The sequence below is a fragment of the Mycolicibacterium llatzerense genome (genome assembly GCF_000878195.1).
GTDB lineage: Bacteria > Actinomycetota > Actinomycetes > Mycobacteriales > Mycobacteriaceae > Mycobacterium > Mycobacterium llatzerense.
The window spans coordinates 52,849-78,523 of record NZ_JXST01000026.1; the positions used below are offsets into that span (position 1 = coordinate 52,849).

The 25,675-nt window shown below is 67.1% G+C and carries 29 protein-coding genes; 9 read left to right on the top strand and 20 right to left on the bottom strand.

Translation table 11 applies throughout. The annotated features are described in order from the left end of the window. Positions 1-2: 2 nt before the first annotated feature. Positions 3-617 (bottom strand): TetR/AcrR family transcriptional regulator, encoded by a 615-nt coding sequence (locus tag TL10_RS18505; protein WP_043986770.1) that lies wholly within the window; start codon positions 615-617, stop codon positions 3-5. A 73-nt stretch (positions 618-690) separates the two neighbouring features. On the opposite strand from TL10_RS18505, the gene TL10_RS18510 reads away from it, so the two are divergent. Both TL10_RS18510 and TL10_RS18515 read left to right on the top strand, forming a co-directional pair. Beyond that, entirely contained in the window at positions 691-1,632 is a 942-nt protein-coding gene (locus TL10_RS18510; protein ID WP_131630764.1) for an SMP-30/gluconolactonase/LRE family protein, read from the top strand. Between the two features lie 84 nt (positions 1,633-1,716). Further along, on the top strand, positions 1,717-2,499 hold the full coding sequence (locus TL10_RS18515; protein ID WP_043986771.1) for an SDR family NAD(P)-dependent oxidoreductase: 783 nt from the start codon (positions 1,717-1,719) through the stop codon (positions 2,497-2,499). A gap of 85 nt (positions 2,500-2,584) precedes the next feature. Here TL10_RS18515 and TL10_RS18520 read toward each other — a convergent pair whose 3' ends face one another. From TL10_RS18520 to TL10_RS18530, 3 genes are read right to left on the bottom strand one after another with little or no spacing between them, the layout of a single operon-like run. After that, positions 2,585-3,385: an SDR family NAD(P)-dependent oxidoreductase gene (locus tag TL10_RS18520; protein WP_043986772.1), complete on the bottom strand. Its 801-nt coding sequence runs from the start codon at positions 3,383-3,385 to the stop codon at positions 2,585-2,587. A 4-nt stretch (positions 3,386-3,389) separates the two neighbouring features. Then, entirely contained in the window at positions 3,390-3,668 is a 279-nt protein-coding gene (locus TL10_RS18525) for a hypothetical protein (protein ID WP_043393468.1), read from the bottom strand. Beyond that, complete coding sequence (locus TL10_RS18530) at positions 3,668-4,798, bottom strand: 3-ketosteroid-9-alpha-monooxygenase, oxygenase component (protein WP_043986798.1); 1,131 nt, start codon at positions 4,796-4,798, stop codon at positions 3,668-3,670. Before TL10_RS18530 ends, TL10_RS18525 begins: the two co-directional genes overlap by 1 nt. 99 nt (positions 4,799-4,897) lie before the next feature. Between TL10_RS18530 and TL10_RS18535 the strand changes: the two genes are divergently transcribed. After that, on the top strand, positions 4,898-6,649 hold the full coding sequence (locus TL10_RS18535; protein ID WP_234711478.1) for a 3-ketosteroid-delta-1-dehydrogenase: 1,752 nt from the start codon (positions 4,898-4,900) through the stop codon (positions 6,647-6,649). Between the two features lie 3 nt (positions 6,650-6,652). Here TL10_RS18535 and TL10_RS18540 read toward each other — a convergent pair whose 3' ends face one another. Both TL10_RS18540 and TL10_RS18545 read right to left on the bottom strand, forming a co-directional pair. Then, positions 6,653-7,039: a DUF2237 family protein gene (locus TL10_RS18540; protein WP_043986774.1), complete on the bottom strand. Its 387-nt coding sequence runs from the start codon at positions 7,037-7,039 to the stop codon at positions 6,653-6,655. Between the two features lie 60 nt (positions 7,040-7,099). Beyond that, a complete protein-coding gene (locus tag TL10_RS18545; RefSeq protein ID WP_043393459.1) occupies positions 7,100-7,579 on the bottom strand; it encodes a PTS sugar transporter subunit IIA in 480 nt (159 codons plus the stop codon). A 137-nt stretch (positions 7,580-7,716) separates the two neighbouring features. On the opposite strand from TL10_RS18545, the gene TL10_RS18550 reads away from it, so the two are divergent. Then, positions 7,717-9,300, top strand: coding sequence for a PTS transporter subunit EIIC (locus tag TL10_RS18550; RefSeq protein WP_043986775.1), 1,584 nt, complete (start codon positions 7,717-7,719; stop codon positions 9,298-9,300). Between the two features lie 41 nt (positions 9,301-9,341). Here TL10_RS18550 and TL10_RS18555 read toward each other — a convergent pair whose 3' ends face one another. Together TL10_RS18555 and TL10_RS18560 are read right to left on the bottom strand one after the other, a co-directional pair. Beyond that, the gene (locus TL10_RS18555) at positions 9,342-10,010 is read right to left on the bottom strand and encodes a PadR family transcriptional regulator (RefSeq protein ID WP_043393453.1); all 669 of its coding nucleotides are present in this window, start codon (positions 10,008-10,010) and stop codon (positions 9,342-9,344) included. Between the two features lie 60 nt (positions 10,011-10,070). Beyond that, positions 10,071-10,604, bottom strand: a complete 534-nt coding sequence (locus TL10_RS18560; RefSeq protein ID WP_043986777.1) for a TetR/AcrR family transcriptional regulator — start codon at positions 10,602-10,604, stop codon at positions 10,071-10,073. A 142-nt stretch (positions 10,605-10,746) separates the two neighbouring features. Between TL10_RS18560 and TL10_RS18565 the strand changes: the two genes are divergently transcribed. Beyond that, on the top strand, positions 10,747-11,946 hold the full coding sequence (locus tag TL10_RS18565) for a cytochrome P450 (RefSeq protein ID WP_043986779.1): 1,200 nt from the start codon (positions 10,747-10,749) through the stop codon (positions 11,944-11,946). Here the strand turns inward: TL10_RS18565 and TL10_RS18570 are convergent. The 5 genes from TL10_RS18570 to rplS form a co-directional block, all read right to left on the bottom strand. Further along, positions 11,937-12,656, bottom strand: coding sequence for a trimeric intracellular cation channel family protein (locus tag TL10_RS18570; protein ID WP_043986780.1), 720 nt, complete (start codon positions 12,654-12,656; stop codon positions 11,937-11,939). The two genes, TL10_RS18565 and TL10_RS18570, sit on opposite strands and share 10 nt — an antisense overlap. Positions 12,657-12,659: 3 nt before the next feature. Next, positions 12,660-12,965 (bottom strand): DUF2469 domain-containing protein, encoded by a 306-nt coding sequence (locus TL10_RS18575; protein ID WP_003893809.1) that lies wholly within the window; start codon positions 12,963-12,965, stop codon positions 12,660-12,662. A 92-nt stretch (positions 12,966-13,057) separates the two neighbouring features. Next, positions 13,058-13,741 (bottom strand): ribonuclease HII, encoded by a 684-nt coding sequence (locus TL10_RS18580; RefSeq protein ID WP_043986782.1) that lies wholly within the window; start codon positions 13,739-13,741, stop codon positions 13,058-13,060. 8 nt (positions 13,742-13,749) lie between these two features. Further along, positions 13,750-14,601 carry a signal peptidase I gene (lepB, locus tag TL10_RS18585; RefSeq protein WP_043393442.1) on the bottom strand — a complete coding sequence of 284 codons (852 nt, stop codon included), beginning with the start codon at positions 14,599-14,601 and terminating at the stop codon, positions 13,750-13,752. A gap of 43 nt (positions 14,602-14,644) precedes the next feature. Continuing rightward, the gene (gene rplS / locus TL10_RS18590; protein ID WP_043393441.1) at positions 14,645-14,986 is read right to left on the bottom strand and encodes a 50S ribosomal protein L19; all 342 of its coding nucleotides are present in this window, start codon (positions 14,984-14,986) and stop codon (positions 14,645-14,647) included. A 319-nt stretch (positions 14,987-15,305) separates the two neighbouring features. Between rplS and TL10_RS18595 the strand changes: the two genes are divergently transcribed. Continuing rightward, positions 15,306-16,226: a serine hydrolase gene (locus TL10_RS18595; RefSeq protein ID WP_043393439.1), complete on the top strand. Its 921-nt coding sequence runs from the start codon at positions 15,306-15,308 to the stop codon at positions 16,224-16,226. Between the two features lie 5 nt (positions 16,227-16,231). Here TL10_RS18595 and trmD read toward each other — a convergent pair whose 3' ends face one another. From trmD to TL10_RS18620, 5 genes are all read right to left on the bottom strand, one after another. Then, the gene (gene trmD, locus TL10_RS18600) at positions 16,232-16,921 is read right to left on the bottom strand and encodes a tRNA (guanosine(37)-N1)-methyltransferase TrmD (RefSeq protein ID WP_043393436.1); all 690 of its coding nucleotides are present in this window, start codon (positions 16,919-16,921) and stop codon (positions 16,232-16,234) included. Positions 16,922-16,926: 5 nt separating this feature from the next. Beyond that, positions 16,927-17,454: a ribosome maturation factor RimM gene (rimM, locus tag TL10_RS18605; protein ID WP_043393434.1), complete on the bottom strand. Its 528-nt coding sequence runs from the start codon at positions 17,452-17,454 to the stop codon at positions 16,927-16,929. 2 nt (positions 17,455-17,456) lie between these two features. Beyond that, entirely contained in the window at positions 17,457-17,699 is a 243-nt protein-coding gene (locus TL10_RS18610; protein ID WP_003881089.1) for an RNA-binding protein, read from the bottom strand. Beyond that, positions 17,696-18,166, bottom strand: a complete 471-nt coding sequence (gene rpsP / locus TL10_RS18615; RefSeq protein ID WP_029105754.1) for a 30S ribosomal protein S16 — start codon at positions 18,164-18,166, stop codon at positions 17,696-17,698. The genes TL10_RS18610 and rpsP overlap by 4 nt, the downstream gene beginning before the upstream one ends. A gap of 261 nt (positions 18,167-18,427) precedes the next feature. Further along, positions 18,428-18,859, bottom strand: a complete 432-nt coding sequence (locus TL10_RS18620; protein WP_043986799.1) for a nuclear transport factor 2 family protein — start codon at positions 18,857-18,859, stop codon at positions 18,428-18,430. 72 nt (positions 18,860-18,931) lie between these two features. On the opposite strand from TL10_RS18620, the gene TL10_RS18625 reads away from it, so the two are divergent. After that, positions 18,932-19,810, top strand: coding sequence for a D-alanyl-D-alanine carboxypeptidase family protein (locus tag TL10_RS18625; RefSeq protein ID WP_043393432.1), 879 nt, complete (start codon positions 18,932-18,934; stop codon positions 19,808-19,810). Positions 19,811-19,905: 95 nt separating this feature from the next. Beyond that, the gene (locus tag TL10_RS18630; protein WP_043986783.1) at positions 19,906-20,739 is read left to right on the top strand and encodes a D-alanyl-D-alanine carboxypeptidase family protein; all 834 of its coding nucleotides are present in this window, start codon (positions 19,906-19,908) and stop codon (positions 20,737-20,739) included. 1 nt (position 20,740) lies between these two features. On the opposite strand, the gene TL10_RS18635 is transcribed toward TL10_RS18630, so the two are convergent. Together TL10_RS18635 and ffh are read right to left on the bottom strand one after the other, a co-directional pair. Then, positions 20,741-21,808, bottom strand: coding sequence for an amidohydrolase family protein (locus tag TL10_RS18635; protein WP_043986784.1), 1,068 nt, complete (start codon positions 21,806-21,808; stop codon positions 20,741-20,743). Between the two features lies 1 nt (position 21,809). Beyond that, positions 21,810-23,387 (bottom strand): signal recognition particle protein, encoded by a 1,578-nt coding sequence (gene ffh, locus TL10_RS18640; protein WP_043986785.1) that lies wholly within the window; start codon positions 23,385-23,387, stop codon positions 21,810-21,812. A 144-nt stretch (positions 23,388-23,531) separates the two neighbouring features. Here ffh and TL10_RS18645 point away from each other — a divergent pair, with 144 nt between their 5' ends. Next, a complete protein-coding gene (locus TL10_RS18645) occupies positions 23,532-25,670 on the top strand; it encodes a molybdopterin-dependent oxidoreductase (RefSeq protein ID WP_043986800.1) in 2,139 nt (712 codons plus the stop codon). Positions 25,671-25,675: the final 5 nt, after the last annotated feature.

A 25,675-nucleotide genomic window follows, 5' to 3' on the forward strand; every position in this document is an offset into this window, starting at 1 on the left:
AGTCACTGCCCCGCCGCGAGGATGCTGATCGCGATGTCGGTGGCCGGGCCGATGACGCTTTCGATCTCCCGGTCGTCTTCGGCGGTTTGGGCGGCCAGCTCGCGCACGCCGGCCAGCAGCATCACGGCCTTGGGCCTGGTGATGGCAGGAAGTTGCGCGCGCTGAAACCCCGGGTTGGTGGCGAGTTCTTCGAGCAGCGCCGCGAGTTCCGCGAAATTGCGCCGCTGAATCGGACGGGCGGCCGCCCCCAACGCCGGGAGATCGCGTATCCAGCTCAGCGAAATCGCCGGGCGCGCAGTGAGATGCGCGATGTAGGCGGTGAACATCTGACGAATTTGCTTGTGCCAGTGCGCATCTGAATCGACAGCCTGCCGAATGTCGGCAACCAGGTCGTCGGTCACCGAAGCCAGCAACGCCAGGTAGCACTCCTGCTTGTTCGCGAAGTGCAAGTAGAAAGTCGTCTTGGAGGCCTGTGCCACCCGCACGATGTCGACCACGGACGTCGCGGCATAGCCGCGCTCGGCAATCAGGGCAGCGAGTGCGTCGATGAATCGCTGCCGGGCCACGTCCGGCGATTCACCACCTTCGACGTCGCTGCCGACCTCCTTGTTGCGCATGCCAGTACGTTATCGTACTGTGCCCTGAAGTGCGAGTACGACAGCGTACTCGGGCCTGCGGAGGGACATGACGATGCGAGATGTGCGACACCGGCAGCGTGGCCCCGTCGCTTGGCTGGCGCTGAGCGCACTACTGGCACTGCTGGCCGTTCTCGGCGGTCCGGCGACTCCGGCCTCTGCTGTGGCGATCTCCCGATGCCCGTGGCGCGCCTCCACCGTCGCGAGCGGCCTGGGTTCGTTGGAGAACCTCGGATTCGACGGTTCGGGCACCATGCTGGTGTCGCGCACGGTCGGCAATTCCGGGCAGCTCTACCGCCTCACGCCCGATGGCAGGGGCAGCATATTCGTACCGAATGTCGCTGCGCCAGGCAGCATTACCGTCGCCGGCGGCGCCGCCTATTTCACCACCGGCAACAGTTTCCTGTCCGGAATATTCGGCAGCAAAGACGGCACCATCGACCGAGTGGATCTCGGCACCGGAGCACTGACGACGATCGCCGCCAAACTCACCATGCCCAACGGCATGGTCCGGTTGCCCGACGGTTCGTTCATCGTTTCGCGCAACCTGGGTTGGACCACCGGACTCACCAGGATCACCGCGGACGGCACCCACGAAACACGCTTCGTCCCATCGGTGACCATGGCCAACGGCCTGACCTACGACCCTGCCCACAACGCCGTGATCGCATCGATGGATCTGCACCCCGTCAGCACCCTGGCCGTCGTGGATCTGGACAACCCGGTCCACATCCGCACCGTCAATCTGGGACTGTTCGGGCTATTCGGGTTCCCCGACGACCTCACGGTCGGCCCGGACGGCCTGATCTACCTGGCCATGGACGGCGGCGACATCGTCCGCATCGATCCCGACCAGCACGCCGCATGCATTCTGGCCTCGGGAATGTTCGGCAGCACTTCGGTGCGCTTCGGCGCAGGCCCCGGTTGGGACCCCCACGCCTTGTACAGCACCGATCTCGGCGGCACCATCCACAAACTCACGCCAACTGCCGGTTGAGAAGGCATCCCGGTGACCGGGCAACGGCTGTTCACGGGAACACCAGTACCGCAAGAATCCTTCGGCAACGAAAGGACTTGCAGCATGGATAGATTCAGCGACCGCCGGGTCATCGTGACCGGTGCCGGCTCGGGCATCGGCCAGGCCACCGTGGCCCGCCTGCTCGATGAGGGCGGCACTGTCGTCGCGTGCGACATCTCCGCCGAGGGACTGGCCCGCACCAAGGAAGCGGCCGAAAAGGCCGGTACCGCAGCGCGTCTCACCACAACGGTGCTCGACATCTCGTCCGAAGAAGCCGTCACCAAGGGCGTCGACGCCGCGATCGCCGACATGGGCGGCCTGGACGTACTGGTCAACGTGGCCGCGATCGAGACCTGCTCGCACACCCACGAAACCACGCTGGCCGACTGGAATCGCATCATCTCGGTCAACCTGACCGGCACCTTCCTGATGACCCGCCAGGCCCTGCCGGCCCTGCTGGCCTCGGGGCGCGGCGTGATCATCAACTTCACCTCGACCTCGGCGAGCTACGCCCACCCGTACATGGCGGCCTACTCCGCCAGCAAGGGCGGCATCCTGAGCTTGACCCACTCGCTGGCCCTCGAATACGCCAAGCAGGGGCTGCGCGCGGTGAACATCCAGCCCGGTGGTGTCTCCACCCCGCTGGCCAACGGCACGTTCGCCAAGATGCCCGAGGGCGCCGACTACGGCCTGTGGACCAAGCAGATACCCATGCTCAACACCGGCAACGAATCGAACTTGGGTGACCCCAGCGCGGTTGCCGCGGTGGTCGCCATGGCGGCTTCCGATGACGGCGCGTTCCTCACCGGCACCGAGATCCGGATCGACGGCGGCGCGCACTGCTAGTTCCCTGCGGGGCCAGAACTTCCGCGGGTGCTCAGCTGACCGAGTCTGATTTGTCCGCTCAGCGGACCGAGTCCGACTTGTCCGCTCAGCGGACGATGACGTCGCTGGGCACCCGCGGATCACCAAGCATCGCCCGATGCGAAGGCGGCGTCCGGCCGTCCACGTCGGTGATGCCGTAGCGCTGGGCCTCTTCAGCGGCGATCACGGTCTGCCCGCTGATGCCGTCCAGGTCCGGGTCCTGGTACAGCGCATTGATCACATGCCCGACGAATTCCGGCGTTTCGAAGTTGCCCGCGGCCTTGGCCAGCGTGTCGGCGTCGAACGCCTGCTTGAACTTGTCGGTGAGCAGAATGCCCATCCAGACCGACAACGTCGATACCCCGGTGCCATGGAAGTCGACGGCCATGTCGGCCGCCATCTTGTCCACACCGGCCTTCTGCGCACCGTAGGCCGGGCCGTGCATGTAACACACCGCCCCCGGCGATGACGTGAATGCGATCAGGCCCCGCTCTTGCGCCAGCAGCAACGGCGCGGCGTGCCACGACGCGACATAGGCCGACCGCAGGCCGACGTCGAGCACGTCACCCAGGCCGATCGGCTTCTCCCAGAACGGCTTCGGGTCGACAAGGTTGTCGTGCACCACGGCAGCGTTGTTGACCAGCAGATCGAGCCGCCCGGCCTCGTCGGCCACCCGGGCGAACAATGCGGCCACCGCATCGTCGTCGCGATGGTCCACCGCAACGGCGATGCCGCCGTCACCGGGGTCGGTGACGGTGCGGCCGGTGAGATAAACCGTCCACCCGTCGGCCACCAACGCCGCGGCAATACCCTTGCCTGCGCCCCTGCTGGCGCCGGTGACGACCGCGACCCGCTTGTCTGAGCTCATGCGGCTATGGTGCCACGCCCAGTTCGTCCTGGACGACGTGCACGACACCGGCCGCCACCGCCGCGGCGATGGACTCCTTCAGCTGGCCACAGGCCAGGAAGATCCGGCCCGGCAGGCACTCCGCCCGCTGGCGTTCCTCGCACCTCGCGGCCGACTCGGAGGTCCACTGCACGCTGGTCTGCTGCCAGCTGCCCTTACGCGCCAAAACCTCGGCGCCACAAGCACGGCAGGCCACCGGCACCATCGGCATGTCGGCCAGCCGGATGTCGGGCCGCGCGGTCATCAGACCGACTCCGCGGCCCGCGCTGCGATGTTGGCTGCCATCTCCCTCGTCCACGCCTCGCGCGGGACGGTGGTGTCCAATTCGTATTCGAAGCGGTCGGTCATCTCCGGCACCACCTCGGCGGCGTCGACGTAGAACTGCTCGTACCACCGGCGCAGCTGGTAGACGGGACCGTCCTCTTCGACCAGCAGCGGGTTGTCGATGCGGGCCTTGTTCTTCCAGATCTGCACGTCCTGCTCGAAGCCCTGCTTCACCCAGTCGCCGAGCGCGTGCGCCGTTGCGACGGCCACCTCCTCGGGCAGACCCTCGACCTTCTTGACGATGATTCCATACTGCAGCACAAAGGAATTCGAGTCGATCGGGTAGTGGCAGTTGATCAGGATCGTCTTGTGATCGGCGTCCGGGTAGTGGTACGTCAGGTCGTCGATCATGAAGGACGGCCCGTAGTACGACGCCACCGATGTCGACCCGAGCATCTTCGCGCCCTCGGTGCCCTGCATGTCCTCGCGGCCGCCACCGTTCATGTACTGCGTCGCGACCTGGCCTTCGAAGATGTTCTTGAAGTGCGACGGCACCGCACCATGGATGTAGAAGAAGTGCGCCATGTCGACCACGTTGTCGATGATCTCGCGGCAGTTGACGTTGACAACCGTTGTGTACCAATGCCAATCGGTCCACTCGCCGCTGCCCGCCTGCTCGATGCGCGGGATGTAGACGTCCTCCGGCGGTGCACTGCCCTCGGGGTCGTTCCAGATGAACAACATCCCGTCCTGCTCGAGGGTCGCCCACTTCGCGGTGCGCGCAAGCCGCGGCGTGCGCTTGGCGTAGGGCACCAGCTTGCACTTGCCGTCGCCGCCCCAGCGCCAATCGTGGAACGGGCAGGCGATCGCGTTGCCCTTGACGGTGCCCTGGCTCAGGTCGCCGCCCATGTGCCGGCAGTAACTGTCCAGCACGTTGAGCTGGCCATCTTCCCCACGGAACACGACGAGCTTCTGTCCGAAGGCGTTGAACGAGTGCGGCTTGCCGTCACCGAGATCCTTGGTCAGGCCAAGGCAGTGCCAACCACGGGCAAACCGGGTCGGCGCTTCACCGGCTTCGATCTGGCGAACATCGACATCATCCAGCGACATCTGATGGACCATCCTTACCTTGAAAACTGGGCTGCAGTTTGAGGATTCAGGTCTAACAGCAACGGGGTGGCGAATACACGTGTTATCCCGCTGGTAGGGATGCCCGAGGCCGGAAAACCGTCTGCCGCAATACGCTCAGCGGCCGTGACGACATCTGCCGCGGCCACGATTCCGGCCGGCCTCGACATCGCTGACACCACCGTCGATCTGCTGGTGATCGGTTCCGGCACCGGCCTGGCCGCCGCACTGAGCGGTCAGGAATCCGGGCTGAACGTCCTCGTCGTCGAGAAGTCGTCCGACGTCGGCGGCTCCACGGCCCGCTCAGGTGGCGCCCTCTGGCTGCCGACCACTCCCCTGTTGACCGACAAGGGCACCGCCGACACCGCCGATCGCGCCGCGACCTACCTCGACGCCGTGGTGAACGGGACCGCGCCGGCCGCCCGCTCCACCGGCTTCTTGAAGCACGTCAACGCGACCGTCGACATGCTGGGGCGGACCACCCCGATGCGGTTGTTCTGGGCCCGCGAGTATTCGGACTACCACCCCGAGCGGCCCGGCGGCCGGGCCACCGGACGCACCTGCGAATGCCGCCCGCTCAACGCCCGCGTGCTCGGCAAGTACCGGGACCGGCTGCGCGGCGGCGTCATGGAGGTCAAGGTTCCGATGCCGACCACCGGCGCGGACTACAAGTGGATGAACCTGCTGACGCGGGTGCCACGAAAAGGGTTGCCGCTCATCGCAAAACGGCTCGCACAGGGCGTCGGCGGCAAGCTGCTGGGCCGCGAATACATCGCCGGTGGCCAGGCCCTCGCGGCCGGACTGTTCGCCGGTGTGCTGCAGGCCGGCATCCCGATCTGGACCGACACCTCGCTGGTCCGGCTGACCGGCGACGGCCGGCGGGTCACCGGCGCCGTGCTGTCGCACGCAGGCCGCGAGGTCACCGTCACCGCGACGCGCGGTGTCGTGCTGGCCGCCGGCGGCTTCGACCATGACATGGCGATGCGCCACAAGTACCAATCCGATTCGCTCGGCGACCACGAGAGCCTCGGCGCCGATTCCAACACCGGCGAGGCCATCCGGGCCGCCACCGATCTGGGTGCCGCCACGGCGCTGATGGACCAGGCCTGGTGGTTCCCGGCGGTGGCGTCGGCGAACGGCCGTCCGCCGGCCGTGCTGCTGGCCGAGCGCTCACTGCCCGGCTCGCTCATCGTCGATCAGGACGGCAAGCGCTTCGCCAACGAGTCGACCGACTACATGTCGTTCGGCCAGCGAGTGCTCGAACTCGAGCGCGCCGGCACCCCTGTCGAGTCGATGTGGATCGTGTTCGACCAGAAGTACCGCAACAGCTACGTCTTCGCCGCCGGCTCGTTCCCGCGGATGCCGCTGCCCAAGTCCTGGTACCAGGCCGGTATCGCCGCCAAGGCGACCAACTTCGCCGACCTGGCGGCGCAGATGGGCGTCCCGGTCGCCGATTTCGAGCAGAGCATGACGCGGTTCAACGAAAGCGCGGCCGCCGGCATCGATCCTGATTTCGACCGCGGCCTCAGCGCATACGACCGCTACTACGGCGACCCGACCGTGACGCCCAACCCGAACCTGCGCCCGCTGGTCAAGGGTCCGTTCTACGCGGTGAAGATGACGCTGAGCGACCTCGGCACCTGTGGTGGCGTCGTGGCCGACGAACGCGGACGCGTGCACCGCGAAGACGGCGGCGTCATCGAGGGGTTGTACGCGATGGGCAACACCGCGGCCAACGCCTTCGGCGCGGTGTATCCGGGTGCGGGCGCGACCATCGCACAGGGTCTGGTCTACGGCTACATCGCCGGACGGGATGCGGCCGGGAAGCTGTAGACCTCAGAGGCCGCCGAGATCGTCGGGCACATCGACGGCGTACTCCCTGAGCACCTCGAGCGGCACGACCTCCAGCGTCCGCTCGTGGGTGGAGGCCAGCACCACCGGTGCCGCGCACCCGTCGCGGTGCGCCCGAAGCCAGTTCACCGCGGTCACGCACCAGCGGTCCCCCGGCGACAACCCCGGAAACCGATATTCCGGCATCGGCGTGGAGAGGTCGTTACCGATCGAGCGCTGGTGCGTCAGGAACTCGGCGGAGACGACCGCACAGATCGTGTGCAGGCCGGCGTCCTCAGGCCCGGTCGAGCAGCAGCCGTCGCGGTAGAAGCCGGTCAGCGGCTCGGTGCCGCACGGCTCCAGCGGAGCACCGAGCACATTGTGATCAGCCATCGGTCAATCCTTCCCTGCCCCCGGGCACAATGTCCCACGATCCCCGGCACGGCGCACCGGTCATCGCGAAGTCTTGTTCGCCGTGAAAAGGTGTGCCCCGGAATCGATGTCCGCACCCAAGGTAACGGCGTCGGACAGCGTCACGTTCTCCGGGACGCGTTCGTCCATGACAACCACGGCGACAATCGGATTGAGCCCGCCCGACTCGATCGCGGGGACGTCGTAACTGATGACGACCTGACCCGCGGCGACATCGTCACCCTGACTGACATGAGCCGTGAAACCTGCACCCTTGAGCGCGACGGTGTCCAGGCCGAGGTGCACAAGAACGCCCACATTGTCCGGGGTCAGGACCACGTAGGCGTGTGGCATCAACTTCAAGAGCTTGCCGCTGACCGGGGCGACCGCGTCGATCACCCTGCGCGGCGGATCGATCGCGGCGCCGTAGCCGACCATGCCCGCCGAGAAGACGGGGTCCGGGACGTCCTCGAGCAGAACCGCACGCCCAGCGACCGGGGCGAGAACTGACGTCTGACTCACTGCCGTATCTCCTCTGCTCGTGGGCTCCAACAATACGAGCGCCGCCGAACGCGATCTCACGGCCACACGTTCTCGTCTAAGCTTCCGCACAACTTCCGCGCCGGGCGGCGTTTCTGCGGCAGAAGAGGGTCCCGCACATGAGCAGCACACCGCAAATTACAGGTGCGCAGGAGAAGTCGGGCGTGCGCGTTCCCGGCTTCGCGCAGTTGCAGCGGCTCGGCAAGAGCCTCATGCTGCCGATCGCGGTGCTGCCCGCGGCAGGAATCCTGCTCCGGCTGGGTCAAGACGATCTATTGGGCAAGATCAAGGCTCCCGTCATCGGCCCGTTCTTCCACGCGATGAGCGCTGCCGGTGACGCGATATTCAGCAACCTCCCGCTGCTGTTCGCCGTCGGTGTCGCCATCGGATTCGCCAGGAAGGCGGACGGTTCGACAGCACTGGCCGCCGTCGTCGGATACCTCGTGGTGCAGGCGGTGTTCAAGACCATGTCGCCCGTCGTGCTCGCCGGCGAGGTCGACAAGGCCGGCGCCCAGGCCCAGATCAACTACAGCGTGTTCGCGGGAATCGTGGTCGGCTTGCTCACCGCGTGGCTCTTCGACCGCTACCACACCATCCAATTGCCCTCCTATCTAGGATTTTTCGGGGGCAGGCGGTTCGTCCCGATCGTGGTGTCAGTCACCTGCCTGTTCCTCGCGTTCGCGATGAGCTACCTCTACCCGTTCTTCGACGCGGGCCTGACCGGCCTCGGCAAGTTCATCGGGGGCTCGGGCGCCCTTGGCGCCTTCGTGTACGGGTTCGCCAACCGCATGCTGATTCCGCTCGGACTCCATCACATCCCGAATTCGTACGTGTGGTTCCTCTACGGCGACTATCAGACTCCCGACGGCCACGTCGTCACCGGCGAACTCACCCGCTTCGCCGCGGGCGACCCGACGGCGGGCATCTTCACGTCCGGGTTCTACCCGGTTCTGATGTTCGGGCTGCCTGCCGCAGCCCTGGCGATGATCCATGTGGCGAACAAGAAACAGCGGAAGGTCGCCGTCGGCATCCTGTCGGCGGCGGCGCTGACGGCGCTGCTGACCGGCGTCACCGAGCCACTCGAATTCGCGTTCATGTTCGTGGCGTTCCCGCTCTACGTCATCCATGCGGTGCTGACGGGACTGTCACTGGCGATCGCGTACCTGCTCGACATCCACCTGGGCTTCTCGTTCTCCGCCGGGCTGGCCGATCTCCTCCTCTACGGCACGGCCCCGGCCGCGAAGAACATCCCGCTGCTGCTCGGCATGGGCGTTGTCTTCTTCGTCGTCTACTACGTGCTGTTCCGGTTCGCCATCACCAAGTGGGACTTGAGGACGCCGGGACGGGAACCGGAAACCGACTTCGAGGCGCAGGAGCAGGCGAACCTCGGCGAGGGTACGGACTCCGCCACCGCGGTGATCGTCGGCGGCGCCGCGACCGCGACGCTGACCGCGCCGGCGGCCACGGTGACCGAGAGCAGAGCAGAGCAAGTGATCGCGGCGTTCGGCGGCCGGGAGAACCTCGTCAACGTCGACGCATGCATCACCCGCCTGCGCATCGAAGTCGCCGACAAGGACAAGGTGGATCAAGACCGCCTGAAAAGGCTTGGTGCCGCGGGTGTCATCGAGGTCGGCAACAGTGTCCAAGCGGTTTTCGGCACCGACGCCGAGGCCTTGAAGAGCGACATCGTCGAAATCCTCTAGAGCCGGCAGCCGCACCTGGCTGCCGCGCGGGGAGCGCCCGGCTAGCTGCCGTGCCGCCCCTGAACCTCGCGTTCGACCTCGCGCCACAGGCCCGGCATCGAACGCGGCATGCCCGCAACGCCTTTCGCCGCGGTCTGCAGCACCGCGTCGGCCTCGTCGATGTCCTTCATCAGCTCGAGTGCCAGCTCCCGCTCGGCGGCGTAGTACTTGGCCGCCCAGCGCAGTGCGATCACCGAATACGCCCACACCGGCTGGGCCTTGGCACCGTCGGAGTCCTCGGCGGCTTGCCGCTCCATGGCCTCGCAATAGGCGACATGCTGCTCCAGCAGCTCCCGAAGCCGGGTCGGGTTGCTCAGGTGGCCGAACGTAACCCGCAGCAGCACACTGTGTTTGAGTACCGGAGGGTCGACGGGCGCGTTGTTGGTCCAGTCGGTCACGGCGGCCATACCGGCCTCGGTGATCTTGTACAGGCGACGCGTACGCAGGCCCTCGTCCTGTTCGACGCGGGACTCGAGATAGCCAAGTCCCTCAAGCTTTTTCAGCTCGGTGTAGATCTGGCTGTAGGACGGGCTCCAGTAGTAGAAACCGACGCTCCAGTCGATCCACTTCTTGATGTCGTAGCCGGTGATTTCCTCTTCGTACGACAACATGCCGAGCAGCGTCCAACTCGTCGCTGCCAGCGACGGTTTGCTCGGCGGCTTGCTTGCCATCTGCTTAGCCTAACAATCTATTGCCGCAAAGGCCCTAGTCATGACCGCCTGTCGGGATAGTCACTTGCGGCCCACCGGCCCGGCTACCGCGGCCACATACCGACGTACCACCAGCTCTTCGGCCTTTTCGTCGGCCAATGGCCAGCACAGCAACGACAGCACAACCCGCACAATCCAGTCCGCGAGAAGCGGATCCGCGACCCCGGACAGCTCGCCGGCCGCCTGCGCCAGCCGCGGCGAATCGAAGTCGACCAGGGCTCCCGCACGCACCAAACCAGAGGCCAGTGGGTCCGCTCGGACCACCCGGACAGCCGACAGCACGGCGGCCGCGACCCGCTCCGGCCCGGTTTGCCCGGACACCGCCTGGGCGATCTCCTGCCCGACCCGCATGATCGCGCGGGCCAACACCCCGTCGCGCAGCGCCTGCTTGCCGCCGACGTGCCGGTACACCGTGGCGCGCGAACAGCCCACGCTCGCGGCGACCTCGTCGATGTTCAACCGGTCCAGGCCGTGGGCAGCAGCGCTGGCCGCGGCGGCGGCATAGATGCGTTCGACGCCCGCGTCGCGGCGGTCGGCGCCGATCAGCCAGTCCATACCCGCGATACTAAACCGAAGATGTGTCTCACAGCGAGACGTTTTTTCCAGAACCGTCCGCATCGCCGCAGCTCCGAGGCCGCGCGTGAGACAGCACGAAATCGCCCTTGACATGCGGTTTCCGGCAACCAAAACTCAAGGCGTGCAACTAGTTTCAGATCTGCTCAGCCTGTCCACGCTGGACGATCCGTATGCCTGTTATGCGCAACTGCGGGTCGCCGGTCCGGTGCACCGGGTGGCCGGCACAGATTTCTACCTGGCCACCACATGGGATGCCGTGCAGGAGGCCGTCAGCCGCCCGGAGGACTTCTCCTCAAACCTGACCGCCACACTGGTGACTCAGGGGACCCAAGCGTCGACCTTCGACATGGGCGGCGTCGACACCGCGGGACATGTCCTCGCCACCGGCGACGACCCGCGGCACGCGCACGAACGCAAACTGGTGCTGCCGGCCCTGGTGGCCAAACGGATCCGGGCCCTCGAGCCGGCGATCGCCGACATCGCCCGTCAACTCTGGCTCGACGCAGCGGTGAACGGCCGCATCGAGTGGATGTCCGCCATCGGCGACCGACTGCCGATGACGTTGGTGGCCAGGCTCATCGGACTGCCCGACGACGACGTGCCGCAGCTGGTGCAGTGGGGCTACGGCAGCACCGAATTGCTCAGCGGCGTCTTCGATCTCGAGCACATCGGCACCGCGGTCGAGACGTCGACGCAACTCGCCGGCTATCTGTACACCAAGTTCGCCGAAGCCCAGGCGGACCCCGGCGACGACCTGCTCGGCGACCTCACCCGCGCGGTCGCCGACGGCGCCATCGCAACCGAGGTGGCGGTGCTGATGCTCATTCAGCTGGTCGGTGCCGGCGGCGAATCCACGGCCGGGTTGATGGGCAACGCGGCCCGGCTACTCGCGACCCAGCCCGACGTCCAGGAACAGGTGCGAAACGACCCGCAACTGGTGCCCGCTCTGCTGGAGGAGACACTGCGGCTGGAGTCGCCGTTCCGCAACCATCACCGGCACATCCGAACCGACACCACGCTGGCCGGTGTGCCGCTACCCAAAGACGGTCACCTACTGCTGTTGTGGGGCTCGGCCAACCGCGACCCGGCCGCGTTCGACGACCCAGACCAGCTGCAGCTGGACCGGCCGAACCTGCGCAATCACCTGGCGTTCGGGAAGGGCCTGCACTTCTGCGTCGGTGCGGCACTGGCCCGCACGGAAGCCCGCATCGGGATCACCACACTGCTCGAGGCCACCAACTGGTTCGAGCTGGCCGACGCCGAATGGGTGCCCAGCCTCATGGTGCGCCGGCACCGGCGCCTGGAGCTGCGCTACCGCTGACCCTCGTCGGCGGTGCCGCCGGCATCGTCGCGCAACATCCGCACCGAGATGTGCGGCACCCGCTGCCCCGGTTTACGGGCGAAGCGGTACTCCCAGGACAGCCCACCCCAGAGCTGCCAGCCACGGCGACGGGAGATGAGGCACAACCCCGCGCCGACCGCGGTGCCCACGAGGACGCCGGGCTCCGCCAGCCCGACGTACCAGAACCCGGTGACCACCGCACTGGCCGCCAGCGCACTCGTCGCATAGAGCGTGGTGCCGCCGAAAATCTGCGGCACCCGATGCGTCGTGATGTCGCGCAGCGCGCCCCCACCGACCGCGGTGATGGTGCCCAGCAGCAGCGCAGGCACCCAGCCGAGGCCCAGCGCCAGTGTCTTCTGTGCGCCGGCGGTCGCCCAACAACCGAGCGCCAACGCGTCCACGTACGGAAACACCGCGTGCCAGCCGCGGCCGCCGATCGGCATCAGGAAGGCGATCACCGCACCGATCACCGCGCACAGCGCATAGCGAAAGTCGATGAGCGCCACCGGCGGTCCGTGTTGCAGCAGGGTGTCGCGGATGATGCCGCCGCCGAGCCCGGACAGCAGTGCCAGGGTCAGGAAGCCGATCGGGTCCATGCGCTCGTCGCGGGCGACGATGCCGCCCAGGATCGCGTTGGTCAGGACGCCGGCCAGGTCGATGACGGCGAACAGCTCGCCGATGGTCGACACGGGTTATTCGGGCAGGCGCAGTTCGGGCTTCTCGACCTCTTCGATGTTGACATCTTTGAAGGTGATGACCCGGACCTGCTTGACGAACCGCGCCGGCCGGTACATGTCCCAGACCCAGGCGTCAGCCAGGCGCAGCTCGAAGTAGACCTCGCCGTCGGCGTTGCGCGGGATCAGCTCGACGCTGTTGGCGAGGTAGAAGCGGCGTTCGGTCTCGACGACGTAGCTGAACTGCCCGACGATGTCCTTGTACTCGCGGTACAGCGAGAGCTCCATCTCGGTTTCATACTTCTCGAGATCCTCGGCACTCATCGGCACAGACTCATCAGGTCAGCGGTCCTTCTGTTTACTTGGTTTTGCAGAGCCATGTCTTGTTCGGATTGGCGACTAGTTTCCATTTTTCCCTACCCGGATCGGCAGCGCTGCCCTATCGCCGGGTTGGCAGCCAGCTTGCGCACATTGGCGAACGAGAACCGGTGCTCGGGGCACGGGCCCAGCTCGGCCAGCGCCGCGGTGTGCGCGGCAGTGCTGTACCCCTTGTGGACCGCGAACCCGTAGCCGGGATGTATGGCGTCCATCTCCACCATCAGGCGGTCGCGACTGACCTTGGCCAGCACACTGGCCGCGGCGATGCACGCGGCTGCGGCGTCCCCGCTGACCACCGGCAGCGACGGCACCGGCAGGCCCGGCACCCGGAACCCGTCGGAGAGCACGTAACCCGGCCGCATGGGCAGGCCCGCGACGGCGCGGCGCATGCCTTCGATGTTCGCGATGTGCACCCCACGCCGGTCCACCTCGATCGACGGGATGAACACCACGTGGTACGCCAGCGCGTAGCGCCGGATCAACGGGAACAGACGTTCCCGTTCGGCTTCGTTCAGCTTCTTCGAATCATCAAGGGCCGCCAGGCTTTCCAACCTATTCGGGCCCAACACACAGGCCGCGACGACGAGCGGACCGGCACACGCCCCGCGGCCGACCTCGTCGACCCCGGCCACCGGCCCCAGCCCACCGCGGTACAGCGCGGACTCCAGGGTGCGCAGGCCCGCGGACTTGCGGATCACCGTGCGAGGTGGCCAAACGGGCACCGAAGAACCTATTGACCGGTCTGCGGATTGACCGTGATCACACCGCCCCAGCGCGACGGCGGCCACGCGATGAACCGGGCCTTCCCGATCACATTGGCAACCGGCACCGTGCCCGCGGTCGGGTCTCCGGTGCACATCAGCGCGTTGATGGCGTCGGCCGGCGTGTTCGTGCAGTGGGCGCGCGAATCGGCCGAGTGAGTGCGGTTGTCCCCCATCACCCAGAGCCGCCCGTCCGGCACCTTCACCGGGCCGAACTCGTTGCCGAGGCAGGGGTCGGTCGCCGGGTCGACCATCATGGTCGCCGGGTCCAGGTACGGCTCGGTGAGCTTCTTGCCGTCGACCGTCAAACCGGTCGAGTTCCGGCACTGCACCGTTTGACCGCCGACCGCGATGACGCGCTTCACCAGATCGTTCTCATCGGGCGGCACGAAGCCGACCACCGAGAGCGCGTTCTGGATCCAGCGCATGGTCGGGTTGTCCGAACGGATCGACTTGTAGCTGATGTTCCAGTTCGGCGGGCCCTTGAAGACCACGACGTCGCCGGGCTCGGGGGTGCCGAACCGATAGGTCAGCTTGTCGACCATGATCCGGTCACCGACGCAGCCGCTGCAGCCATGCAGCGTGGGCTCCATGGACTCCGACGGAATCAGGTACGGCCGCGCGACGAATGTCAGCACGAGGTAGTACAGCAGCACCGCAGTGACGACGAGGACGACGCCTTCGCGCAGCGCGGCCAGCTTCGACTTCGGCTTTTCGTCGGCCTCGTCGGCCGTGCCAGCCGCGTCGGCGGTCGCTGTCGTGTCGGCGTCGTCCGTCGTCGGACTGTCCGGGGTGCTGCTGTCTTCGCTTGGGCCGGTCACGGCACCAGGCTAGTCAGTTCGGCGGAAAAATCGCCGGACAGACTCAGCGCTTTTCCTTGATCTTGGCCTTCTTGCCACGGAGTTCGCGCAGGTAGTACAGCTTGGCGCGACGGACGTCACCGCGGGTGACGACGTCGATGTGGTCGATGTTCGGCGAGTGCACCGGGAAGGTCCGCTCGACGCCGACGCCGTAGCTCTCCTTGCGGACGGTGAAGGTCTCACCGATGCCGCCACCCTGACGACGGAGCACGACGCCCTTGAACACCTGGATGCGGTGCTTGTTGCCCTCGATGACCTTGACGTGGACGTTGAGGGTGTCGCCGGCGTTGAAGGCCGGGATGTCGTCGCGCAGCGACGCCTGATCGACGAAGTCCAGCGTTTTCATCGGTGACACTTCCTTGCTAACTCGCGGGCCACATCCGCCGGACGCCATGCGGCGCGGCGGACAAGCCATTCTCTTTACGGACGTACTTGGGCGGATGCCGCAGCGGGCGGGGACACATCCGAAACAGACGCCGACCCCGCGCCCAGCGCGGACAACTGCTCAATTGTGCCAGACGGCCGCCGGGTGACGAAATCGTGACCCCATCGGGGCCGATGCAGCAGACATCACAGGCGGCACGGTCACAGACGTCACACCCAACACAGCTTTACCCGTTAGGCTGAACAACCAGAATTTTATCCATCGTGATGCTAGGAGACCCATGCGCCCGCAGCAGTTGAAGCTGCTGACCATCACCGCCGCCACGGCAACGGTGATGCTCACAGCCGGTTGCGAGGCGAAGGTCTACGGGGCTGCGCCGCCGAACCGGATCGCGCTGACCGTCGTACCGGTCGTCACCGCGCTGGAGATGCCGGAAGCCCCGGCCGGCGAACCCGCCGCGGCCCTGGCCGGTCTCGACGCCCGCGAACGTAGTGCCACCACCGATGCCGCGGCCGCCGGCGCGTCGATCAGCGCCGCGGTGCTCGATCGCGACACCGGCCAGCTGATCGCCACCGGCAACAAGTCCGCCATGCCCATCGCGTCGGTCGCCAAGCTGTTCATCGCCGACGACCTGCTACTGCAGGAGGCCAAGGGCCAGATCGAGCTCACCGCCACCGACCGCCAGTCGCTCGACACCATGCTGCGGTCGTCCGACGATTCCGCGGCCGAGGTCTTCTGGAACCGCGGTGGCGGCAACAGCATCGTGAGCCGCGTCGCGGCCCGCTACGGGCTGACCGGGACGTCGGTGCCCTACGACGGCAAGTGGTGGAACACCATGAGCACCACCACCGACCTGGTGCACTACTACGACCAGTTACTGAACGGCACCGGCGGATTGCCCCCGGAGCGGGCCAGCATCATCCTGGCCAACCTGGCCGCGTCCACGCCGTCGGGCGCCGACGGCTACCCGCAGCGCTTCGGCATTCCCGACGGACTGTACGGCGAACCGGTTGCGGTGAAGCAGGGCTGGATGCCGGAGTGGGACGGCAACAACTGGATGCACATGTCCACCGGCGTGGTCGGCGCCGACCGCCGCTACGTCATGGCAATCGGCTCGTTGCAACCCACCGATGACGCCACGGCACGCACCACGATCACCAATGCCGTCAAGACGATGTTCCCGAGCGGGCGGATCAGCTAGATCAGTTAGTCGGACAGCAGGTCCGGGCGGCGCTCCCGCGTCCGCTGCAGCCCCTGCTCGCGGCGCCAGGCAGCCACCTTGGCATGGTCCCCCGACAGCAGCACCGGAGGCACCTCGAGGTCACGCCAGACCGGCGGCCGGGTGTAGCTCGGCCCCTCCAGCACTCCCCCGACGTGCGCGGAATGCGAATCATCTTGGTGCGACACCGGATTGCCCAGCACGTCGGGCAGCAACCGCACCACAGCTTCGATCATCACGAGCGCAGCTGACTCACCGCCGGGCAGCACGTAATCACCGATCGACACCTCTTCGACCCGCATCCGTTTGGCCGCATCGTCAGCGACCCGCTGGTCGATGCCCTCGTAGCGGCCGCAGGCGAACACCAGATGCTGCTCGCCCGTCCAGCGGTGCGCGTGCTCCTGGGTGAACAACCGGCCTGCCGGCGTCGGGACCACCAAAACTGTTTCCGGCGTACAGATTTCATCGAGGGCGGCGCCCCAGATCGGCGCTTTCATCACCATGCCGGGCCCGCCGCCGTACGGGGAATCATCCACCGACTTGTGCACGTCATGCGTCCAGTTCCGCAAGTCGTGCACGCCGAGTTGCACTGTGCCATTGGCGATCGCCTTGCCCGGCAACGACTGCTGCAACGCATCGAGATACGCCGGGAAAATGGTGACGACGTCAATCCGCATGAGTGTCAGTCCAACTCGAGCAGACCGTCGGGCGGATCGATCTCCACCAGACCGTCGGCCAGCGACACCGTCGGCACCATGTGGGTGACGAACGGCACCAGCACCTCGGCACCGGATTCCGTTCGGATGGAAAGCAATTCGCCGCCCGGGGTGTGCAGCACCTCGGTCACCACACCGATATCGACGCCGTCGACGGTGCGGACCTTGAGGCCCTCGAGTTGGTGATCGTAGAACTCGTCGGGCTCGTCGATGGGCGGCAGGCTGGCGGAGTCCACCAGAAACAGGGTGCCGCGCAACGCATCTGCCGCATTGCGGTCGGCCACGCCGTGCAGGCGCACCAACATTCGGCCACCGTGCTCGCGCGCCGTTTCGACGACGTAGGTGCGTTCGGGGCCGGGATTCCGGGCCCCCGGCTTGCCACGCAGCGATGATCCCGGCGAGAAACGCTCGCCGGGATCATCGGTACGTACTTCGACGACTACCTCGCCGCTGATGCCGTGCGCCTTGACGACGCGGCCGACCACGAGGTCCATATTTATTGGTCGGTGTCCACCACGTCGACGCGGATACCCCGGCCACCGATACCGGCGACCAGAGTCCGCAGCGCAGTGGCCGTACGGCCGCCACGCCCGATGACCTTGCCCAGGTCGTCGGGGTGCACGTGCACCTCGACGGTGCGACCGCGGCGGCTGGTCACCATGTCGACCCGGACATCGTCGGGGTTGTCGACGATTCCGCGGACGAGGTGCTCTACGGCGTCGACGACGACGCTGCTCATTCGGCGGGCGCTTCGGCCTCGGCCTCGGTGGCCTCAGCAGCCTCGGTCTCGGCGGCAGCCTCAGCTGCCTCTTCCTTCTTGTCCTTGCGCTTCTTCAGCGTCACGGCCTCGCCACCGGGGGCGGCGTCGGCGTTGGCCAGCGCGGCGTTGAACAGGTCCAGCTTGGAGGGCTTGGGCTCCTTGACCTTCAGGGTGCCCTCGGCGCCCGGCAGGCCCTTGAACTTCTGCCAGTCACCCGTGATCTTCAGCAGGGCGGCGACCGGCTCGGTCGGCTGTGCGCCGACACCCAGCCAGTACTGCGCGCGCTCCGAATCGATCTCGATCAGGCTCGGCTCTTCCTTCGGGTGGTACCGGCCGATGACCTCGATGGCGCGGCCGTCGCGGCGGGTGCGCGCGTCGGCGACGATGATGCGGTACTGGGGGTTGCGGATCTTGCCAAGCCGGGTGAGCTTGATCTTGACAGCCATGTTCTGCACTTCTCCTGATGATTGCCACGCTGCAATTCAGCGACTCAGGCGGATTGCCCGGTCCGGTCTTGCCTCACGTGTGTGACCGCCGCGCGGCGCATTGAACGAGTCGCGGACAGACAGCCGACCATTCTGCCAGAGCAGCCGCGACCGGCCCAAATCCTGCCCCAGCACCGCCGACTCGGTCTGGGGGTACCTCCCGCTTGCGGGGACTGTCACACGGATTCGCGACGATCCTGTGTCACAACTGGCCGCGCGGCGTCAGACGACGCGGTCGAAACACTTGGTCTCGACGCGGCGCGTCATGCGCCAGCCCTCGGCGGTACGGAGGAACTCGTCTTCGTACCAGAGACCGCAGAACAGCACCTGATTCTGCGTATCCGCGTTCGCGGCCGGCAGCACCATCGGGTTGAAACAAATGGTGCGCGATTTCGCGGTGTCACCGGTGATGGTGACGTCGAAGTTGCCGAGCATGTGTGCATAGGCCGGGAAATTCGGCAGCACCTGGGACAACCAGTCCTTGACTTCAGGGAAATGCCCGTCGATGCCGCCCATTGCGCGGTAGTCGATGTAGGCGTCGGGCGTGAAAACCTGCGCCAGATCATCGAATCGGCGGGTGTCGATGGCCGTCGAATACGCGACCAGCAGTTGTTGGATTTCCAGACGGTCCGAGATCTCCTCGAGGCTCAGCATGCTCCGATTGAACACCACCGGACAGCTGTCCGGGCGGCACCGTCCAGGTTCGGCCAGTAGGCTGCTGGCCCCATGGGAAGGTTCGTAACCGCCGTCATGGCGGCCCTGACGCTCGTGTTCCTCGTCGCGCCGCCGATGGCGGCCGCTGACCCCGACATCCAGTCGGCCGGCACCATGCCGATTCCGGCGGGACCGGCCCCGGCCTGGATCGTCGCCGACATGGATTCGGGCCAGATTCTCGCCGGCCGCGACATGGACCTGCGGCATCCGCCCGCCAGCACCATCAAGACGCTCCTGGCGCTGACCGCGCTCGGTGAGTTGCCGAGCCTCGACGCGACCGTCGTCGGCACCGTGGCCGACACGCAGGTCGAGTGCAACTGCGTCGGCATCGTCCCCGGGCACGTCTACACCGCCCGCCAACTGTTGGACGCGGTGCTGCTGGCCTCGGGCAACGACGCCGCCAACGCCCTGGCGGACATGATCGGCGGCTACGACGCCGCGGTCGCCAAGATGAACGCGAAGGCCGCCTCCATCGGTGCCGTCGACACCCATGCCGCCACTCCGTCCGGTCTGGACGGTGCCGGTGGGTCGGGCTGGACCACACCGCGCGACCTGGCCATCATCTTCCGCGCTGCAATGGCCAACCCCTACTTCGCGCAGATCACCGCGCAGCCCGCCGCGACGTTCCCGGGCAAGAACGGCAACGAGCAGATCGTCAACGAGAACCAGTTGCTGCAGCGCTACCCGGGCACCATCGGCGGCAAGACCGGATTCACCGACGCCGCCAAGAAGACCTACGTCGCCGCCGCCGACCGCGGTGGCCACCGACTGGTCATCGCGATGATGTACGGCATGGTCCACGAAGGTGGTCCGACCTATTGGGATCAGGCCTCCGCACTACTGGACTGGGGCTTCGCGCAGGACCGCTCGGTCAGCGTCGGTTCGCTGTAGGCGAGCGGAGCGACGGGAAATACACGGGTAACCGATACCCGACCGGAATCTCGGCGCGAGCTGATCGCAGCCTGGCGTCCGTAGCGTCGGCGCTCGTGCGCAGACTGTTCACGGCGACCGCGCTGGCCCTCAGCGCGTTACTAGCGGCGCCCATCGCAACGCCCATCGCGGGGGCCGAACCCACCGGGCAGCCCACGGGCGCACAGGCATTGGCGAACGGGCCGGCCAAAGCCTGGCTGGTCGCCGACCTCGATACCGGTCAGGTACTGGCCTCGCAGGACCCGGGCGGCTCGTACGCACCGGCCAGCACCATCAAGCCACTGCTGGCCATGGTCGTACTGGACAACCTGCGACCCGATGCCCTGGGACGGGCCAACGAGTCACACACCAAGGTGGAGTGCTCGTGCGTCGGGCTCAAGCCCGGCCAGGTGTACTCCGCACGGCAGCTGCTGGACGCCCTGCTCATGGTGTCGGGCAATGACGCCGCGAACATGCTCGCGGACATGCTGGGCGGGCAGCGCGTCACGGTGGCGGCCATGAACCGCAAGGCTGCCGCACTCGGTGCCCGCAGCACCCGTGCGGGCTCGCCGTCCGGTCTCGACGGACCCGGCTGGGAATCGATCACCACACCGCGCGATCTCGGGGTGATCTACCGGGCGGCGCTGACCTATCCCGTGATCGCCGAGATCTTCCGGCAGACGTCGGCGCAGTTCCCTGGCCGGACTCTCACCAGCCAGAACGAGCTGCTGACCGGATACCCCGGCGATTTCGCCGGCAAGACGGGCTACACGGACCGGGCCCGCAAGACGTACGTCGGCGCTGCGCAACGCGGGAACCATCGGCTGGTCGTGGTGCAGATGTTCGGCACCGGCGATCTCTACCCCCAGGCACGGCAGCTGCTGGACTGGGGTTTCAGCCAGTACACCTGAGTCAGTAGACCCGGCCGCGCAGGATCACCAGCGCGGGATGGTCGAGCACGCCCGGCAACCGCGGATCGTCGGCGTAGCAGATCAGATCGGCCGAGGCGCCGTGCTCCAGTGCCGGACGCCCCAACCAATTTCGGGCATCCCAGCTGGCCGCCCCCAGGGCTTCCGTCGGGCTCAGACCCACGCGGCGCAGGGCCGCGACCTCGTCGGCGATCCGGCCGTGGGCGATCATGCCGCCGGCGTCGGTGCCCGCATAGATGGGCACCCCGGCCTCGTGCGCGGCACCGACCCGCTGCGGGCACGTCGCATACAGATCGCGCATGTGCTTGGCGTACGCCGGAAACTTGGTTGCCTTCTCCGCGATGCCGGGGAAGTTCTCGATGTTGATCAGGGTCGGCACCAGCGCTGTGCCGTGGGCCAGCATCAGCTCGATGATGTCGTCGGTGATCCCGGTGCCGTGCTCGATGCAGTCGATGCCGGCGTTGATGAGCCCCGGCAGCGCCGCCTCCCCGAACACGTGCGCTGTGACCCGGGCGCCGTTGGCGTGGGCGGCGTCGATGGCGGCTTTGAGGACGTCGTCGGACCACAGCGGCGCCAGGTCGCCCACGCCCCGGTCGATCCAGTCCCCGACGAGCTTGACCCAGCCGTCCCCGCGCCGGGCCTGCTCGGCGACGTACTGCGGCAGCTGCGACTCGTCCTCGATGTCGATCGGGAGCCCCGGCATATAACGCTTGGGCCGGGCCAGGTGCCGGCCCGCCCGGATGATCCGGGGCAGGTCGTCGCGATCGTCGAAGCCTCGGGTGTCCACCGGCGAGCCGGCGTCGCGCAGCAGCAGCGCACCGGCCTGGCGCTCGGTCTGGGCCTGACGCTCGGCCTCGTCGAGTTCGACGGCGCCGCCCGGCCCGAGACCGACGTGGCAGTGCGCGTCGACCAGACCGGGGATGATCCAGCCACCGTCGAAGATCGTCTCGGCACCGGCTACCGGTTCAGCCGACAGCACCCCGCCACGTATCCACCACTGCACCTCGTCGCCGCCGGGCAGACCCCGACCGCGCACGTGCAGGGTGGTCACGCTACTTCTTCGGGAACTTCAGCTGCGACAGGTCGAAATCGGCAAGCCCCGGCGGCAACTCGTTCAGCCCCTGCGGCATGTTCGACAGGTCCGGGAAACCACCGGGCAGCGCGCTCGGGTCCAGGCCGAACGGGTTGGCCGCCGCCTTCGGCGCCGTCGGCCCGCGACCGCCCTTCTTGCCCTTGCCCGCCTGCTTGTTCTTGCCCTTGGCGACCTTACGAGTGTTCTTGCGGCCAAACGGCATTCCCATCTGGCCGGCCATCTGCGACATCATCTTGCGGGCCTCGAAGAAGCGGTCGACCAGCTGGTTGACCTCGGCCACGGTGACACCGGAGCCGTTCGCGATACGCAGTCGCCGTGAGGCGTTGATGATCTTCGGGTCGGACCGCTCGCCGGGGGTCATACCGCGGATGATGGCCTGAATCCGGTCCAGGTGGCTGTCGTCGACAGCTGCCAGGGCTTCCTTCATCTGGCCGGCACCGGGCAGCATGCCCAGCAGGTTTCCGATGGGACCCATCTTGCGGATCATCAGCATCTGCTCGAGGAAGTCCTCCAGCGTGAGCTCGCCCGAACCGATCTTGGCGGCGGCCTCTTCGGCCTTCTTCTGGTCGAAGACCTGCTCGGCCTGCTCGATGAGGGTGAGCACGTCACCCATGCCGAGGATGCGCGAGGCCATGCGGTCGGGGTGGAAGACGTCGAAGTCTTCGAGTTTCTCGCCGGCGGAAGCGAACAGGATCGGCGCGCCGGTGACCTCACGCACGGACAGCGCGGCACCACCGCGGGCGTCGCCGTCCAGCTTGGTCAGCACGACACCGGTGAAGCCGACGCTCTCGCGGAAGGCGTTGGCGGTGGTGACGGCGTCCTGACCGATCATCGCGTCGAGGACGAACAGGGTCTCGTCAGGCTTGACGGCGTCGCGGATCGCGGCGGCCTGGGCCATCAGTTCCTCGTCGATACCGAGGCGGCCGGCGGTGTCGACGATCACGACGTCGAAGTGCTTGGCCTTGGCCTCGGCCAGACCCGCGGCGGCAACCGACACCGGGTCGCCGGTGGTCATCTGGTCGATGCTCACCCCGTCGGGCGAGACGCCCGGGTGCGGAGCGAAGACGCTGACGCCCGCCCGCTCACCGACGATCTGCAGCTGGTTGACCGCGCCGGGGCGTTGCAGGTCGCAGGCCACCAGCAGCGGCGTATGCCCTTGCTCGGCAAGCCATTTCGACAGCTTGCCGGCGAGGGTGGTCTTACCGGAGCCCTGCAGACCGGCCAGCATGATGACGGTCGGCGGGGTCTTGGCGAATGCCAGCTGACGCGTCTCACCACCGAGGATGCCGACGAGCTCCTCGTTGACGATCTTGACGACCTGCTGAGCCGGGTTCAGCGCACCGGAGACTTCAGCACCCTTGGCGCGTTCCTTGATCCGGCCGATGAATTCGCGCGTGACCGCCAGCGACACGTCGGCCTCGAGCAGGGCCAGACGGATTTCGCGGGCGGTGGCGTCGATATCGGCGTCGGTCAGCCGGCCCTTGCCGCGCAGACCCGACAGCGCACCGGTCAACCGGTCGGACAGGGATTCAAACACGTGGCTAAGCCTAGCGGTCGGCCAGCTCTGGCCTGGAGTGACCGTCGGCGCTAATCTGGTCACGCACGTAGCCAGATATCGCCTGGAGGCCGCATGACTGCGATCGACGTTCCCCTGCCCGAACTGCGCAGCTCTACGGACGGCATGGCCGGTACGAAGCACATCAGCCAGTGCACGCTGTGTGAGGCGCACTGCGGAATCCATGTCACGGTGACCGATGGCAAGGTCAGCCGCATCGAGGGCAACCCCGACGACGTCTTCTCGAAGGGCTACATCTGCCCCAAGGCCACCGCCATGGGCGCCCTGCATCACGACCCCGACCGGCTGCGCACCCCGATGCGGCGGGTCGGCGACAGCTTCGAGCCGGTCAGTTGGGACGAGGCGTTCACCGAGATCGGGGACCGACTGCGCCGCATCCGCAAGGAACACGGGGCCCGATCGGTGGGGATGTACCTGGGCAACCCGGCAGCGCACAGTTCGGGCGCGTTCTACGGGCTGATGTTGCGGGCGGCCCTGCTGACCCCGAACTTCTTCTCGGCGTCCACGCTCGACCAGATGCCCCACGAATATGCCGCGTGGCGGGTCTTCGGCTCCAACGTCCTGGTCCCGATCACCGATATCGACCGAACCCAGCGCCTGGTGATCCTCGGCGCCAACCCCGCGGTGTCGAACGGTTCGCTGTCGATCATGCCGGGCGCCAAACGCCGCATCAAAGCGATCCGCGAGCGCGGAGGCAAGGTCGTCGTCATCGACCCCCGCCGGACCGAGACCGCCCAGATGGCTGACCAGCATGTGTCGGTACGCCCCGGCGGCGACGCGTACCTGCTGCTGGGCATGCTGCACGTACTGATCAATGAAAACCTCTGCGATACAGCGGCTCTCGACGAGATTGCGACGGGATGGCACGAGCTGAAGGCATTGGTCGCCGATGCCGGCCCGGAGGCCGTCGCACAGCGTGCCGGGGTGGACGCGGAGGTGATCCGCACCCTGGCCCGCGAGCATGCGGCCGTGGAATCGGCAGCCATCTACGCCCGGATCGGGATCTGCCAGCAGCAGACCGGAACCCTGGTGAGCTGGCTGGTAATGGTGCTCAACACGATCACCGGCAACCTGGACCGCGCGGGCGGCACCATGTTCTCCACGCCGATCGCGGACCTGCCACGGCTGGCCAAGTACGTCCCGGTGGGACACGGGGCGTGGACCGACCGGTCCGGCCGCTACCAGTCCTTCCGCGCCGAGTTGCCCGCCGTCGTGATGGCCGACGAAATCCTCACCCCTGGCGACGGCCAGATTCGCGCGATGATCACCTATGCCGGCAACCCGGCGTCCTCCGTCCCGCAGAAGGGCCGGCTAGGCGAGGCCCTGGCATCGCTGGATCTGTATGTGGCAGTGGACATGTACGTCACCGAGACCACCCGGCACGCGGACTTCATCCTGCCGCCGGTGTCACCGCTCGAGCGCGAAGACGTCGGGTTGCTGACCACGATCTTCAGCGTGCGCAACAACATTCGCTATCAACACCGGACCTTCGACCCGCCCGCCGGCGCCCTGGAGGACTGGGAAATCCTCAGTCGCCTGACCATGGAACTGCTCCCGGCTCCGCTGCGGCAGCTCACCGCGCCGCTGCGCACCCCGCTGATCGAGTTCGCCAACCCCATGCGAATGGCCGCGGTAGCGCTGGCAACCGGCCCTTACGGCCGAATCCGCAAGGGCCGCAAGGGAAAAACCATCGGCGATCTTCGCTCCAGCGCCGGCGGCCTGGACCTCGGCCCACTGCAACCGCGGCTCCGCACGGTGATCGCCACCCGCGACCGCAAGGTCGCCCTGGCGCCCGCGGAGTTCGTCGCCGCCGCCGTCCAACTACTCGACAAGGCGCCGGACAACACCGACAACTCCGGCCACGATCTGCAGCTCATCGGGCGGCGCCAGCTGCGCAGCAACAACTCCTGGCTGCACAATCTGCCATCGATGACCGGTGGCTCCAACAAGTGCACGGTGCTGATGCATCCCTCCGATGCCGATGCGCGCCGACTCGCTCAAGGTGACCTCGTCCGGGTCACCTCGGCGACAGGACAGATCGAAGTGCCGCTCGACATCAGCGACGATATCCGGCCGGGCACCGTGGCGGTGCCGCACGGCTGGGGACACACGAACACCGGCTGGCACCATGCGAATACCCTGCCCGGTGCCAACGTGAACGACCTGCATGATCCGGCGTTGGTGGACCCATTCACCGGGACGGCGGCCGTCAACAACACCTGGGTGACGGTCAGCGCCGGCTGACCGGG